Here is a 14299-nt window from a genome sequence, read left to right as displayed (position 1 = left end):
GACCGGGGAGGAGACGAGACGTGAAGGCGATCGTGTGGCACGGGGTGGGCGACATCCGGCTCGACGAGGTTCCCGACCCGACGATCCAGGAGCCGTACGACGCGGTCGTGCGGGTCACCACCAGTGCGGTCTGCGGAACCGACCTGCACTTCGTGCGCGGCACGGTGAGCGGCGTGCGCCAGGGCACGATCCTCGGCCACGAGGCCGTCGGGGTCGTCGAGGTCTAGCCGTTCGCGCACGTCGGCCCGGTGAAGGTGCCCGAGTCCGTCACCGACGACCAGGCCACCACGGTCTCGGACATCTTCCCCACCGCCTGGTTCGGGGCGAAGCTCGCCGAGGTCGGTGACGGGAACACCGTCGCGGTGTTCGGGGCCGGGCCCGTCGGGTTGTTCGCGGTGCTGTCCGCCTCCAAGCAGGGGGCGGGCCGGGTGATCGTGCTCGACGGGATCCCCTCGCGCCTGGCCGCGGCGCAGCGCCTGGGGGCCGAGACGATCGACCTCAACGCCGAGGACCCCGTCACCGTCCTGCGGAGGTCACCGGCGGCACGGGACCCGACCGCGTCATCGACGCCGTCGGCGTGGACGCGGAACGCCCGGAGAGCGGGCCCGCGGCCGAGGCGTCGGAGCAGCAGGCGGAGCAGTTCTCCGCAGAGGTGTCGGGCAACGCCCTCGAGGCGCACCAGCGCTTCGACCGGCGCGAGGAGGGGTGGATCAAGACGGTCCTGGCGGCGGGGCGCTGATCCTCGCGCAGCGGGCTGCCGTGCGGCGGCGGGCTCGGTGGGGGGCGGCTCCCACCGAGCCCGTGCGCGGCCCGGAGGACCTACTCGTCGGACACCTCCCCCGCCTTGCGGTCCCCCGCCGACGTGAGCAGCCTCTCCGCGCCGGCCGCCTCCGCGCTCTCGACGACGAGGTACACCACGCCGGCGACGAACGGGGCCACGGCCCAGAGCGCGACGTGGTCGATCCACCGCGCCAGCAGGTACGCCACCCCGAGGGCTGCGAGCACGGAGACGATGTTCAGGCTGGTGCCCAGTGCCAGCGTCCTGGTGCGGTGCTGCGGCATGGGGCCCCGGAAACCCTTGGAGAGCACCCCCTCCAGGAGCGTGAAGGACATGACGGCGCCGAACGCGTACAGGAACACGCGCCACGCGTCCGGAGAGCCCTCGGTCGCCTGCAGCAGCCCGAACGTCACCGTGACGAGGATGGAGAACCCGAAGGTCGTGCTCTCCCTGCCCACGGTGCTCCGCAGGGCGCGCAGGAGGACGTTGCCCTCCTGGGCCTCCGGCTGCTCCCGATCCCGCCCCTCGGTCACGACGCCCCCTTCCCCGCGGCTGCGGCACCGCACCACGACCGGCCAGGGTTCGACCGTCGTGCCCGCCACGATGCTGCGCGCCCCGGTGATCCGCCAGTCGACCCGCCGTCGGCCGACCCCGGGTGCCCGCGGGTGCCCGCGAACGCCACGGACCGCAGACTGGGACGGCGGGGCGCACAGCCCACGCAGCGGGACGACTGAGCGGAGGCCACCGTGTCCGGCGAGGGGGACGACGAGGACGGCGGCCGGCGGGCGCCCGACGGTGTGCGCGGAGCGGACCACGGCACCGGCACGGCGGCGCCCCCCGGCGCGGACGCGCCGGACGGTGGCCGGGAACCGGCGCTGCGGGGGCCCTTCGACCTCGGGGCCCTGCCCGCGCGCAGCGCGCCCCCGGCTCCGGCACCGGTGCGCGGGACGCTCGCGGTGCCCGCCGGCCGCCACGACGCGCTGCTGGCCGTGCCCCGCGCCGCGGCGGACGGCCCGGTGCCGCTGCTGGTGTTCTTCCACGGCTCCGGCGGAACCCCGCAGCAGTCCCTGGGCCTGGTGGGCGAGGCCGCCGAGCGCCACGGTGTCGCCGTGCTGGCGCCGCGGTCGAGCGAGTACACGTGGGACGTGGTGGTCGGCGAGCCCGGTCCGGACGTCGGCGCGCTGCGCCGCGCCCTGGCGGGAACCCTCGCCCACCTGGACCTCGCCCCGGGAGCGCTGTGCCTGGGCGGTTTCTCCGACGGGGCCTCCTACGCCCTGACCGTCGGACTGGCGAACCCGGGCACCGTGGAGGCCGTCACGGCCTTCTCCCCCGGGTTCGTCGTCGACGGCGTCCCCGGCCGGCGGCCGCGGTGCTTCGTCTCCCACGGCACCGCCGACCGCGTCCTGCCGATCGACCGCACGAGCCGGGTCGTCGTCCCGCGCTTGCGCCGCAGCGGCCACGACGTGGAGCACCGGGAGTTCGACGGGGGGCACGAGGTGCCGGTCGACGCGGTGGAGGCGGCGTTCGGCTGGTGGCTCGACCCGCACCGGCGAACCGGCACGGGCTGAGCGCGCTCACCGGGGTGCGTCCGCGTCGACGACACCGGGCACCGGGGTGGTGCCGGTGAAGTCGTCCTTCATCTCGTCCACGCCCCGCTGCGGTTCGGCCAACGGCAGGAGCGAGGCGCGGTCGGCCCGCTTGGCGTCCGAGTCGATCCCCATCGCCTGTTCGAACCCCGTGCGCAGGCCCTCGTCGGCCTCCCCGTCGCGGTTGAACGACCACATCAGCGTCGCGTCGCCCATCGGCAGGTCCATCCCCGGCGCGCCGTGGGTGCCGGTGTGCCAGGTGTGCCACGTCTTGCCGTAGGAGTTCACCAGCTGCTTCATCAGGGACGTCTCGACCTTCTGCGGCAGGCCGGGCGCGGACAGCTGACCGGAGAACACCTCGTAGTTGTGCGGGTGCCAGTAGTCCTTCTCCTCCTCCGGCAGCGTGTCGAACAGGGCGCCGGAGACGATGTACTCGATGCCGATGAGGTTGGCGTCGGCGGTGTTGCCGTCGAAGATCAGGCACTGCAGGAGGTCGTCGTTGACGACCTTGCAGTAGTGGTGCGCCTCCATCTGCATGCCGGGGTCACCCTTGGCGCAGTGCAGGCCGGCGACGTAGACGTCGAAGCCCTTCAGGGGTGAGGTCGACTGCAGCAGGCGCGCACCGGCGTCCAGCACGGTCAGCCACGCGCCCTTGCGCGCACCGGCGGCGGTGACGGGACTGGGGCGGTCCTGGATCGCGGGGTTCGGTTTCACTGTCGTCGCTCCTCGGTTCCTCGGTCAGGACCGCACGCGGTCGAGGTGCTGCAGCAGCTCGTCGGCGGCCTTCTCGATCTCGGGGTGGTCGTTCTGCGATGCCCGTTGCTCGGCGTGGACGACCGCCGAGCGGTTCACCTTCGTGAAGTCCCCGTACGGGAAGTGGTAGCGCTTCTTGGTGCGCTCGGAGGCGTCCGGGTCCTCCGCCAGGTGCCAGCTCGCGTAGGCGTCCCAGCCGTCCTCGTCGCGCACCTCGTTGCCCTCCGAGGTGGACGGGGCGGCGTCGGACCAGCTGGTGCTGTCGTCGTGCTCCCCGGCGTCGATCATGCGGTGCGCCTGCTCGAGCGCCTCCCGGTTCACGCGGTACTTCGGCATGTCATCGCCCTACCCGGACCGGGACCGGGTCAACCCCGTCCCGATCGTCCACTCACCACCGGGCCACGTCTGCTCCTCACCCGTGGGGTGCTCGGCGTGCAGCGCGTCCAGCGCCCGAGAGGCCGACCCGATCCGCCTCCGGCAGGGCGGTGTTGAACCCGCGCAGCCACCGGGTGAAGTCCACGACGTCGGAGTTCGCCCACATCCACGTCCGCCACCGCCCGAACCCGTCGAGCACCTCGCGCGGGTCCGCGGGCGCCGCGGGCACCCCGGGCACCGAACGGTTCAGCCGGTAGCAGTCCGGCCAGTCCCCTTCGACGGCGACGAAGGAGCACACCACCTCGTCGGCCACCTCCCACGCGGCCTCGCAGGCCCGCCGCGCTCCCACGGGAGCGGCCACGACCACGCGCGCCGGGGCTCGGCGGCGCACTGCGGCGACGGCCGCGCGGACCGTCGCCCCGGTCAAGCCGTCGAACTCCTCACCCTCGACGCGGTGGTGGGCCAGGGCCTCGTCGTCGCGCACGGCCTCGACCTCGCCGCCCACCCCGGCGACGGCTCCCACCGCCAGTTCGGGGAACCCCGGCAGGCCCAGCTCGCGCACCACGAGGACGTCCAGGGGCGCGGCCAGCGCGGCGGCGACCTCGGCCGCGACCGGGACGCCGCCGCGGGGCAGGCCGAGCACCACGGCGTCGCCCCACCGGGCGGGGCCGCCGAGGTCCCTCGCCAGGCGGCGTCCGGCGTCGGCGCGATCGGTGCACGGCTCGCGCACCGGCGCTCCTCCTGCCCCGCCCCCTCCCGCGGGTGCTCGCGGCACCCGCGGGCACGGGCGGTGGCTCAGCTGTTCGCGTAGACCTTCGTGACGAGGTCGATCACCTTGTCCCGCGGGGCGTTGGCGGCCACGTCGGCCTCGGTGACCATGCCGATGAGGCGGTGGCCGTCGATGACGGGCAGGCGCTTGACCTGGTGGTCCGTCATCGTCCGCACCAGCTCGTCGATGCTGTCGTCGGCGCCGATCGTGACGGGCTTGCCCTGGGCGAACTGCCCGGCGGTGGTCGTCTCGAGGTCCATGCCCTCGGCCACGGCCTTGATGACGATGTCGCGGTCGGTCAGCATCCCCTTGAGGCGGTCGTCCTCACCGCAGATCGGCAGCACCCCGACGCCGAGGTCGGCCATCTTCCGGGCCGCCTGCCGGATCGACTCGTTCTCCCCGACGCACTCGGTGCCACCGGTCATGATCTCGCGTGCCGTGCTGGCCATGTCGTCCCTCCTCGATCGTGGTTCCCAGGAGCGCTGGGGGAGTACCCCGGGCTGCCGTTCGCGAACCGTCCGTCAGCCCTGCGTCCGCCGGACGGCCGGCGGTACCCCCGGGACGTCCGCGAGCGCCGACCCGCTCCCGAACTGCGAGGACGGCACGACGCTGAGCGTCCCGTCGCCCTCGAGCACGACGGCCGCGACGTTCTCCAGGTCACCGCTGCCGCTGGCACGCACCGCCTGCCGCAGGTCCGCGTGGGTGATGCGCTGCTGCCGCATCGCGTGCTCGTCCACCACGCCGTGCGACAGCAGCAGCGTCGGCCGGGCCGTCACCACGCTGCGCCCCCGCGGCAGTCGGCTGGTGGCCCAGGCGACGGCGAACTGCAGGCCGGCCAGCAGCGCGAGGGCCACCGCCCCCTCGGACCAGGAGACGTCGGAGCTGAGCAGGATCGTCGCGAGCGTGGACCCCAGCGCGACCGTCACGACGAGGTCGAACGCGTTCAGCTTCGCCAGGGTGCGCTTGCCGGACAGGCGCAGGACGAGGACCACGGTGGCGTAGGCGCACGCACCCACTGCCACGACGCGCCACAGGTCGGACCACGAGTCGAACCACATGCCGCTCCCCTACCCCGCGCGGCGGCGCCCAAGCCCTCGCGGACGCCCGGGGGCGCCCGGGGCGCCCGGGGCGCTCAGGGCGCTCAGGGAGTGCCGAAGTAGCCCGGCCACGGCCCGGCGACGTGGCCGGGACCCCAGAACGGCGCGTAGCCGTAGTAGCCGTACAGGGCCCCGTAGAACTCCGACTGGTCCGCCAGGTCCGGGTCGTAGCGGGGGGCGCCGGCGAGGCGGTCGCGGTCGAGGTCGACGCGCACCTCGTCCTCGCCGACCCCGGTGACGGCCTCCACCGGCACGAAGGACACCTCCGCGCCGATGCCGAGGACCCCGCCGTGCTTCAGCCGCAGCAGGCGCACGTGCTTCTCGTCGCGGTCCACCAGCAGGTCGTCCACCGTGCCCAGCTCGGCGCCCGCGCCGTCGACGACGCGGCGGCCGCGCACGTCCTCCGCCGGGTCGGCCACGGTGCTGCCGCTGTCGCTGAGCCGGACCAGCACGTCCGCGGGGCGGCTGCCGGAACGGCTGCCGGGGTGCTCGCTCACGCCGTCCTCCTCTCCGGGCGGGCGGGCCCGCCGTCGGCTGCTGTCCCCCGGCAGGTACCCGATCCCCCGGGGGCCGAACCCCGCAGCGGTCCCCGCACCGACCTGCGGGAACGGTGGCGCACCGGACTGCACCGGCCGCCCGCTCCGCCTAGGGTCGAGCCGCGGGCGGACCGGCCCCCGCAGGGAGAGGAGGCGACGTGCTGGGACTGCCGGACGGCATCGAGGTGCTGCTGTTCGACCTGGACGGGGTCCTCACGGACACCGCGGCGGTGCACAACGCGGCCTGGACGGCGGCGTTCGACGGGTACCTGCGCGAGCGCGCGCAGCGCACCGGGGAGGAGTTCGTGCCCTTCGACCCCGAGGCGGACTACCTGGCCCACGTGGACGGCAAGCCCCGCCCCGCCGGGGTGCGCGACTTCCTCGCCAGCCGGGGCATCACCCTGCCGGAGGGCTCCCCCGACGACGCTCCCGGGACCGGGACGGTCCACGGCCTCGGCAACGCGAAGAACGCGGACCTGCTGCGCCGCATCGAGGAGGACGGCGTGGACGTCTACGAGGGGTCCCGGCGCTACCTGGAGGCCGCCCGCGACGCCGGGCTGCGCCGGGCGGTGGTCTCCTCCAGCGCGAACACCCGCCAGGTGCTGGAGGTGACCGGCCTGGCCCCGCTCGTCGAGGAGCGCGTGGACGGCGTCACCCTGCGCGAGCTGGGCCTGGCCGGCAAACCCGCCCCCGACACCTTCCTGGAGGCCGCCCGGCGCCTCGGGGTGCCGCCGGAGCGGGCCGCGGTGTTCGAGGACGCCCTGGCCGGTGTGGAGGCCGGCCGCGCCGGCGGGTTCGGCGTCGTCGTCGGCGTGGACCGGGCGGGCCAGGCCGAGGCCCTGCGCGAGCACGGCGCCGACGTCGTCGTGAGCGACCTCGCCGAGCTGCTGGGCGAGGGCGCGCGGTGATCGGCCCCGACACCTTCCCCGTCGAGCCGTGGCACGTGCGCGAGACCGGCCTGGACCTGGGCCTGCTCGGGCAGACCGAGTCCGTCTTCGCCCTGTCCAACGGGCACGTCGGGATGCGCGGCAACCTGGACGAGGGCGAGCCCCACGGCGTGCCGGGCACCTACCTGAACTCCTTCTACGAGGACCGCCCGCTGCCGTACGCCGAGGCCGGGTACGGCTACCCGGAGGTGGGGCAGACCGTCGTCAACGTCACCAACGGCAAGCTCGTGCGGCTGCTCGTGGACGACGAGCCGTTCGACGTGCGCTACGGCGAGCTGCTCTCCCACGAGCGGGTCCTGGACCTGCGCGCCGGCACCCTGACCCGCACCGCCGACTGGGTCTCCCCCGCCGGGCGCAGGGTGCGGGTGCGCTCCACCCGCCTGGTCTCGTTCGTGCAGCGGGCGGTCGCCGCGATCGAGTACGTCGTGGAGGCCGTGGACCGTCCGGTGCGCCTGACGCTGCAGTCGGAGCTGGTCGCCAACGAGGCGGTGCCGGCGAAGAAGCGGGACCCGCGCGTGGCCGCCGTGCTCAACAACCCGCTGGTGGCCGTGGAGCGCGACAACGGCCCCCGCTCGGCCACGCTCGTGCACCGCACCCGCGCCAGCGGCCTGCAGATGGCCGCCGGCATGCACAACACCCTGGAGGCCGCCGGCCGGGTGGAGTGCCAGACCAGCACCGCCGACGACTGGGCGCGCACCACGTTCGTCGTGACGGCCGAACCGGGGCAGCCGGTGCGCCTGGTCAAGCACCTCGCGTACGGCTGGTCCTCGCAGCGCTCCCACCCTGCGCTGCGCGACCAGGTCGCCGGTGCCCTCAGCGGCGCCCGCTACACCGGCTGGGAGGGGCTGCTGCGCGAGCAGCGCCAGTACCTCGACGCGTTCTGGGACGCCGCCGACGTGGAGGTCGAGGGCGACGCCGAGGTGCAGCAGGCCGTGCGGTTCGCGCTGTTCCACGTCCTGCAGGCCGGTGCCCGCAGCGAGGGCCGCGGCATCCCCGGCAAGGGGCTGACCGGCCCGGGCTACGACGGGCACATCTTCTGGGACACCGAGGCGTACGTGCTGCCGGTGCTCACCTACACCGCACCCGACGCGGCGCGCGACGCCCTGCGCTGGCGGTGGACGACTCTGGACAAGGCCTGCGCGCGGGCGCAAGAGCTGGGCCTGCGCGGGGCGGCGTTCCCGTGGCGCACCATCCGCGGCGAGGAGTGCTCCGGGTACTGGCCCGCCGGGACGGCCGCGTTCCACGTCAACGCCGACATCGCCGCCGCGGTCGAGCGCTACCGCGTGGTCACCGGCGACGACTGCCTGGAGGCCGACGGCGGCCTGGAGGTGCTCGTGCAGACCGCGCGGCTGTGGATGTCCCTGGGCCACCACGACGCCGACGGCGCCTGGCACGTCGCGGGCGTCACCGGGCCGGACGAGTACACCGCGGTGGTCGACGACAACCTCTTCACCAACCTGGCCGCCGCGCACAACCTGTCCGTCGCAGCGGCCGCCGTGCGCCGCCGGCAGGACCGGGCCCGCGACCTGGGCGTGGACCTGGAGGAGGCGGCCCGGTGGGTGGACGCCGCCGAGGCGGTCCACGTCCCCTACGACGAACGGCTGCGGGTGCACCAGCAGCACGAGGGCTTCACCCGCCTGCCCGAGTGGGACTTCGAGCACCGCCGCGAGTACCCGCTGCTGCTGCACGCGCCGTACTTCGACCTGTACCGGCACCAGGTGTGCAAGCAGGCCGACCTGGGCATGGCGCTGTTCTGGTTCGGCGACCGCTTCAGCGCGGAGGACTTCGCCCGCGACGTCGACTACTACGAGCGCCGCACCGTGCGCGACTCCTCGCTGTCGGCGTGCGTGCAGGCGGTGCTGGCCGCGCAGGCCGGCCACCTGGAGCTGGCGCACGACTACACGTACGAGGCCGCCAGCGTCGACCTGCGCGACCTGCACCACAACACCGCCGACGGCCTGCACATCGCCTCGCTCGCCGGGACGTGGATGGCCCTCGTGCAGGGCTTCGGGGGCCTGCGGGACACCGCCGGGGAGCTCACCCTGGACCCGGCTCTGCCCCACGGCATCTCACGGCTGCGGTTCTCGGTGCGCTGGCACGGCTGCACCCTGCGGGTGACGGTGCGTGCCCACGAGGCGACGTACGAGGTGCACGACGGGCCGGACGCGTCGGTGCGGCTGCGGCACGCCGGGCAGGAGGTCGTGGTCACCAGCGGGTCGCCCGTGACGCTGCCGGTGCGCGAGCGCAGGCCGCTGCTGCCGCGCCCTCCGCAGCCGCCGGGGTGCGCACCGGCGCAGCGCGTGCGCGCCGTCACGCACTGAGGGGACGGCGCACCCCCGCGCACCCGGTCCCGGGTGCGCGGGGGTGCAGGCGCAGGAGGTCAGGGGCGGGGCGTCTGGGGCGGGGCGTCAGGGGCGCTGTTCGCGCAGCCGCAGCGCGTGGCGGGCGGCGGCCCGCCCGCGGCGGCGGTCACCGGCCGCGTCGTAGGCGATCGCCAGGCGGTACCAGGCACCGGGGTCGTCCGGGGACGCCTCGACCTCGGCGCGGTACCGCTCGAACATCTCCCGGCCGGCGGCGCGGTCGACGCGGCCGGTGGCGGTGCGCTCCAGGTCGTCGGCGGGCAGCTCACCGCGCTCGGCGAGCTCGCGCCCGAGCCGCTCGGTGGCCCGCCCGAACAGCAGCTCGCGGGCGACGGCCCACGCCCCCACCAGCGGCAGCAGGAGCACGGCCACGCCGAGGAGCACCCCCGCCCACTCGCCGGTGCCGATGAGCTGCACCCCCAGGCGCCCGAGCAGCACGAAGTAGAACAGCAGCGCCGCGCAGGCCACCGCCACGACGATCTTGGTGCGCAACGTCGCGCCTCCTCAGCCGAGGTCGAGGTAGTGCTCGAGCCCCACGGTGACGCCCGGTCGGGAGGCGACCTGCCGCACCCCCAGCAGCAGCCCGGGCATGTAGGCGGCGCGGTCGTAGGTGTCGTCGCGCAGCGTCAGGGTCTCCCCCGGCCCGCCGAGCACGACCTCCTGGTGGGCGGTCATGCCGCGCATCCGGACCGCGTGCACGTGCACGCCGTCGACGACGGCGCCGCGCGCCCCCGGCAGGGACTGCTCGGTCGCGTCCGGGACCGGGCCCAGGCCCGCCTCGGCGCGGGCGGCCGCGACGAGCTGCGCGGTGCGGATCGCCGACCCCGAGGGGGCGTCCACCTTGCCGGGGTGGTGCAGCTCGACGACCTCGACGGACTCGAAGTACCGCGCCGCCCGCTCGGCGAACTTCATGACGAGCACGGCACCGAGGCCGAAGTTCGTGGCGATGAGCACGTTGCGGCCCGCCTCGCGCTGCCACGCCTCCACCTGCGCGACGCGCTCGCCGGTGAAGCCGGTGGTGCCGGTGACGACGTGCAGGCCGTGGGACAGGGCCCAGCGCACGTTCTCCATCACCGAGCCGGGCACCGTCAGGTCCACGAGGACGTCGGCCCCCTCGGCCGCGGCGAGGTCGTCGCCGCGGCCGAGGGCCGCCACCAGCTGCAGGTCGTCCGCCGCCTCGACGGCGGCGCAGGCCTGCGAGCCCATGCGGCCGCGGGCGCCGGTGACCGCGACCCGCAGCGGGCCGCCGTCCGACGGGGTGCTCACCGCACCACCGGCAGGAACGGCGCGTCGTCGGCGAACGGGCCGACGACGGTCACCGAGCGCGGCCGCTCGAGCAGGTCGGCGGCCATCGCCCGCACGTCCTCGGCCGTCACCGCACGCAGGCGCGCCAGGACGCCGTCGACGTCGAGGAACTGCCCGTGCACCAGCTCCGACTTGCCCAGGCGGTTCATGCGGGAGCCGGAGTCCTCCAGGCCCAGCACCATGCCGCCGGCGAGCTGGCCGATGCCGCGGTGCAGCTCCTCGGCCTCCATCGGGGCCTGCGCGAGCTTCGCCAGCTCGGCGAGCATCAGCTCGGCGACCTGGGCGGCCTTCGCCGGCGAGCAGCCCGCGTACAGGCCCACGTAGCCGGAGTCGGCGTAGTTCGCGTTGAAGGAGTACACCGAGTACGCCAGGCCGCGCTTCTCGCGCACCTCCTGGAACAGCCGGCTGCTCATGCCCCCGCCCAGCACCGCGTTGAGGACGCTCAGCGTGAAGCGGCGCTCGTCGGTGGCGGTGATGCCGGTGGTCCCCAGCAGCACGTGGGCCTGCTCGGTGGCGCGCTCGACGACCAGGGCGCGCCCGCGCTCCAGGCCGCCGGAGACCTGCCCGGCCGTGCGGCGCGGGGCCGGGGCGGCGTCGTGCAGGTCGCCGGCGGCGCGGGACAGCTCGCGCTGCACCGCCTCCACGACCTCGTCGTGGTCCAGGCCGCCGGCGGCGGTGAACACCAGGGTCGAGGGCCGGTAGTGCTCGCGGTAGTGCGCCCAGACGTCGTCGCGCCCCACGGCCCGGATGGTCTCCGGGGTGCCGCCGATGGGCCGGGCCAGCGGGTGGTCGCCCAGCACCAGCTCGGCGAACCTCTCGTGGGCGACGTCGCCGGGGTCGTCGTCGTTCATCGCCAGCTCCTCGAGGATGACCTCCCGCTCGGAGCTGAAGTCGTCCTCGTCGAGCACGGCGGAGGTGACCATGTCGGTCACCACGTCGATCGCCATCGGCAGGTCGGTGTCGAGCACCCGCGCGTAGTAGGTCGTGTGCTCCTTGCCGGTGGCGGCGTTCGCCTCGCCGCCGACGGCGTCGAACGCGGTGGCGATGTCCATCGCGTCGCGACGCTCGGTGCCCTTGAAGAGCAGGTGCTCCAGGAAGTGCGTGGAGCCGTGGTGGCCGCTGGTCTCGTCGCGCGAGCCGACGCCGACCCAGCAGCCGACGCTGGCCGAGCGCTGCCCGGGCATCGCCTCGGTCAGCACCCGCGTGCCGCACGGCAGGACGGTGCGCCGCACGAGGGCGCCGTCCGCGTCGGACAGGGTGGTGGTGACGGGGGCCGGCCCCGCCGCCTCCGTGGGGAGGTCGACGGGGCCGGTCACGCCGTGGTGGGCCGGCACGTCAGGCGTCGGCCGACGCGGCCTCGTCGGCGGAGGCGCCCGCGTCCGCGGACGCGTTCTCCTCCTCCGCCACGACCGGCACCAGGGACAGCTTGCCGCGCGGGTCGATCTCGGCGATCTCCACCTGGACCTTCTGGCCCACGGAGACGACGTCCTCGACGGTGTCCACGCGCTTGCCGCCGGCCAGCTTGCGCAGCTGCGAGATGTGCAGCAGGCCGTCCTTGCCGGGCAGCAGGGAGACGAACGCCCCGAAGGTCGTGGTCTTCACGACGGTGCCGAGGTAGCGCTCGCCCACCTCGGGCATCGTCGGGTTGGCGATCGCGTTGACCGCCGCGCGCGCCGCCTCGGCCGAGGGGCCGTCGACCGCGCCGATGAACACGGTGCCGTCGTCCTCGATGGAGATGTCGGCGCCGGTGTCCTCCTGGATCTGGTTGATCATCTTGCCCTTGGGCCCGATGACCTCGCCGATCTTGTCGACCGGGACCTTCACCGTGATGATGCGCGGCGCGGTGGGCGACATCTCGTCGGGCGCGTCGATGGCCTCGGCCATGACGTCCAGGATGTGCAGGCGCGCGTCGCGGGCCTGGGTCAGCGCCCCGGCCAGCACGGAGGCGGGGATGCCGTCCAGCTTGGTGTCCAGCTGGATGGCGGTGACGAACTCGCGGGTGCCGGCGACCTTGAAGTCCATGTCGCCGAAGGCGTCCTCCGCACCGAGGATGTCGGTCAGCGCCGCGTAGCGGGTCTCGCCGTCGACGGTGTCGGAGACCAGGCCCATCGCGATGCCGGCGACGGGCGCGCGCAGCGGCACACCCGCGTTCAGCAGCGACAGGGTGGAGGCGCAGACGGAGCCCATCGAGGTGGAACCGTTGGAGCCCAGCGCCTCGGAGACCTGGCGGATGGCGTAGGGGAACTCCTCGCGGGCCGGCAGCACCGGCACCAGCGCGCGCTCGGCCAGCGCCCCGTGGCCGATCTCGCGGCGCTTGGGCGAGCCCACCCGGCCGGTCTCACCGGTGGAGTAGGGCGGGAAGTTGTAGTTGTGCATGTAGCGCTTGCGCGTCACCGGCGAGAGGGTGTCGAGCTGCTGCTCCATGCGCAGCATGTTCAGCGTGGTCACGCCCAGGATCTGCGTCTCACCGCGCTCGAACAGCGCCGAGCCGTGCACGCGGGGCAGGACCTCGACCTCCGCGGACAGCGTGCGGATGTCGGCCAGGCCGCGCCCGTCGATGCGGACGGAGTCGGTGAGGATGCGCTGGCGAATGAGCTTCTTCTGCAGCGCGCGGTAGGCCGCCGAGACCTCCTTCTCGCGGCCGGCGAACCGCTCCGCGAGGGACTCGCGCAGCTGCGCCTTGATCTCGTCGACGTGGTTCTCGCGCTCCTGCTTGCCGGCGATCGCCAGGGCCTGGGCGAGGTCGCCGGAGGCGGCCTCCTCCACGGCGGCGTAGACGTCGTCCTGGTAGTCCAGGAACAGCGGGAACTCCGCGGTGGGCTTGGCGGCCTTCGCGGCGACCTCGGCCTGCGCCTTGACCAGCTTGGCGATGTGGGGCTTCGCGGCCTCCAGGCCGGCGGCCACGACCTCCTCGGTGGGGGCCTGGGCGCCCTGCTCCTTGACGAGGTTCCAGGAGCCCTCGGTGGCCTCGGCCTCGACCATCATGATCGCGACGTCCTCGGAGCCGTCGGCCCCCGTGACGACGCGGCCGGCGACGACCATGTCGAAGACGGCGCGCTCGATCTCCGAGTAGCGCGGGAACGCGACCCACTGGCCGTCGATCAGCGCGATGCGCACACCGCCGACGGGGCCGGAGAACGGCAGGCCCGCCAGCTGGGTGGACAGCGAGGCCGCGTTGATCGCGACGACGTCGTACGCGTCGTCCGGGTGCAGCGCCATGACGGTGACGACGACCTGGACCTCGTTGCGCAGACCCTTGACGAAGCTCGGGCGCAGCGGGCGGTCGATGAGGCGGCAGGTCAGGATCGCCTCGGTCGAGGGGCGGCCCTCGCGGCGGAAGAACGAGCCGGGGATCTTCCCGGCGGCGTAGCTGCGCTCCTCGACGTCCACCGTCAGCGGGAAGAAGTCGAACTGGTCCTTCGGGGTCTTGCCCGCGGTGGTGGCGCTGAGCAGGAAGGACTCGCCGTCCAGGTACACGGCGGCGGAGCCGGCGGCCTGGCGGGCCAGTCGGCCGGTCTCGAAGCGGACGGTGCGGGTGCCGAACGAGCCGTTGTCGATGACGGCTTCGGCGGCGGTGATCTCGGGACCCTCCACGGGTTCCTCCTTCGTCGATCGGTGCGGTGCGTGCCGCACCGGCGCGTGCCCGGCGGGGACGGGTCCCCGCCGGTCCGGCCTTCGATCGAGGCCCACGGGCGCGAGGCGCCCGGAGGCCACTACCGAGGACCGGCACGACGCTGCGCGGTGCGGTGGCCGGGGTGCCGCGGCGCGGCACTCCCGAGTCTGCCCGGAGTCG

The 14299-nt window shown here is 74.5% G+C and carries 14 protein-coding genes and 1 pseudogene; 4 read left to right on the top strand and 11 right to left on the bottom strand.

Annotated features, from left to right (window positions below; genetic code table 11):
* Positions 1–20: 20 nt before the first annotated feature.
* Positions 21–673 (top strand): annotated as a pseudogene (locus V9U69_RS19305) (zinc-binding dehydrogenase); the annotation flags it as partial.
* A gap of 146 nt (positions 674–819) precedes the next feature.
* On the opposite strand, the gene V9U69_RS07970 reads toward V9U69_RS19305, so the two are convergent.
* Positions 820–1311, bottom strand: a complete 492-nt coding sequence (locus V9U69_RS07970; RefSeq protein ID WP_337061017.1) for a hypothetical protein — start codon at positions 1309–1311, stop codon at positions 820–822.
* Positions 1312–1524: 213 nt separating this feature from the next.
* Here V9U69_RS07970 and V9U69_RS07965 point away from each other — a divergent pair, with 213 nt between their 5' ends.
* Positions 1525–2346, top strand: a complete 822-nt coding sequence (locus tag V9U69_RS07965) for an alpha/beta hydrolase (protein ID WP_337061016.1) — start codon at positions 1525–1527, stop codon at positions 2344–2346.
* A gap of 6 nt (positions 2347–2352) precedes the next feature.
* Here the strand turns inward: V9U69_RS07965 and V9U69_RS07960 are convergent, their stop codons facing one another.
* The 6 genes from V9U69_RS07960 to V9U69_RS07935 all read right to left on the bottom strand — a co-directional run bounded on the left by V9U69_RS07960 (position 2353) and on the right by V9U69_RS07935 (position 5855).
* Complete coding sequence (locus tag V9U69_RS07960) at positions 2353–3078, bottom strand: OBAP family protein (protein WP_337061015.1); 726 nt, start codon at positions 3076–3078, stop codon at positions 2353–2355.
* 24 nt (positions 3079–3102) lie between these two features.
* Complete coding sequence (locus V9U69_RS07955) at positions 3103–3453, bottom strand: hypothetical protein (RefSeq protein ID WP_337061013.1); 351 nt, start codon at positions 3451–3453, stop codon at positions 3103–3105.
* Positions 3454–3529: 76 nt separating this feature from the next.
* A complete protein-coding gene (locus V9U69_RS07950; protein WP_337061012.1) occupies positions 3530–4222 on the bottom strand; it encodes an erythromycin esterase family protein in 693 nt (230 codons plus the stop codon).
* 65 nt (positions 4223–4287) lie between these two features.
* Positions 4288–4710, bottom strand: a complete 423-nt coding sequence (locus V9U69_RS07945; RefSeq protein WP_337061011.1) for a CBS domain-containing protein — start codon at positions 4708–4710, stop codon at positions 4288–4290.
* A gap of 72 nt (positions 4711–4782) precedes the next feature.
* Positions 4783–5319 (bottom strand): DUF421 domain-containing protein, encoded by a 537-nt coding sequence (locus tag V9U69_RS07940; RefSeq protein WP_337061009.1) that lies wholly within the window; start codon positions 5317–5319, stop codon positions 4783–4785.
* A gap of 83 nt (positions 5320–5402) precedes the next feature.
* Positions 5403–5855, bottom strand: coding sequence for a PRC-barrel domain-containing protein (locus V9U69_RS07935; RefSeq protein WP_337061007.1), 453 nt, complete (start codon positions 5853–5855; stop codon positions 5403–5405).
* A gap of 197 nt (positions 5856–6052) precedes the next feature.
* Here V9U69_RS07935 and V9U69_RS07930 point away from each other — a divergent pair, with 197 nt between their 5' ends.
* Together V9U69_RS07930 and V9U69_RS07925 are read left to right on the top strand one after the other, a co-directional pair.
* Positions 6053–6802, top strand: coding sequence for a beta-phosphoglucomutase family hydrolase (locus tag V9U69_RS07930; RefSeq protein WP_337061005.1), 750 nt, complete (start codon positions 6053–6055; stop codon positions 6800–6802).
* Positions 6799–9162, top strand: coding sequence for a glycoside hydrolase family 65 protein (locus tag V9U69_RS07925; RefSeq protein ID WP_337061004.1), 2364 nt, complete (start codon positions 6799–6801; stop codon positions 9160–9162). Before V9U69_RS07930 ends, V9U69_RS07925 begins: the two co-directional genes overlap by 4 nt.
* An 87-nt stretch (positions 9163–9249) precedes the next feature.
* On the opposite strand, the gene V9U69_RS07920 is transcribed toward V9U69_RS07925, so the two are convergent.
* From V9U69_RS07920 to V9U69_RS07905, 4 genes are read right to left on the bottom strand one after another with little or no spacing between them, the layout of a single operon-like run.
* Positions 9250–9693, bottom strand: coding sequence for a hypothetical protein (locus V9U69_RS07920; RefSeq protein WP_337061003.1), 444 nt, complete (start codon positions 9691–9693; stop codon positions 9250–9252).
* Positions 9694–9705: 12 nt separating this feature from the next.
* Entirely contained in the window at positions 9706–10440 is a 735-nt protein-coding gene (gene dapB, locus V9U69_RS07915) for a 4-hydroxy-tetrahydrodipicolinate reductase (RefSeq protein WP_442907673.1), read from the bottom strand.
* A gap of 23 nt (positions 10441–10463) precedes the next feature.
* On the bottom strand, positions 10464–11822 hold the full coding sequence (locus V9U69_RS07910; protein ID WP_337061000.1) for a M16 family metallopeptidase: 1359 nt from the start codon (positions 11820–11822) through the stop codon (positions 10464–10466).
* Between the two features lie 19 nt (positions 11823–11841).
* Complete coding sequence (locus V9U69_RS07905; RefSeq protein WP_337060998.1) at positions 11842–14100, bottom strand: polyribonucleotide nucleotidyltransferase; 2259 nt, start codon at positions 14098–14100, stop codon at positions 11842–11844.
* Between the last annotated feature and the right edge of the window lie 199 nt (positions 14101–14299).

This window comes from Kineococcus sp. G2 (assembly GCF_037154035.1).
Classification (GTDB): domain Bacteria; phylum Actinomycetota; class Actinomycetes; order Actinomycetales; family Kineococcaceae; genus Kineococcus.
The sequence above is the reverse complement of the archived record's forward strand: the minus strand, read 5'-3'. Positions and strand labels throughout refer to the sequence as shown.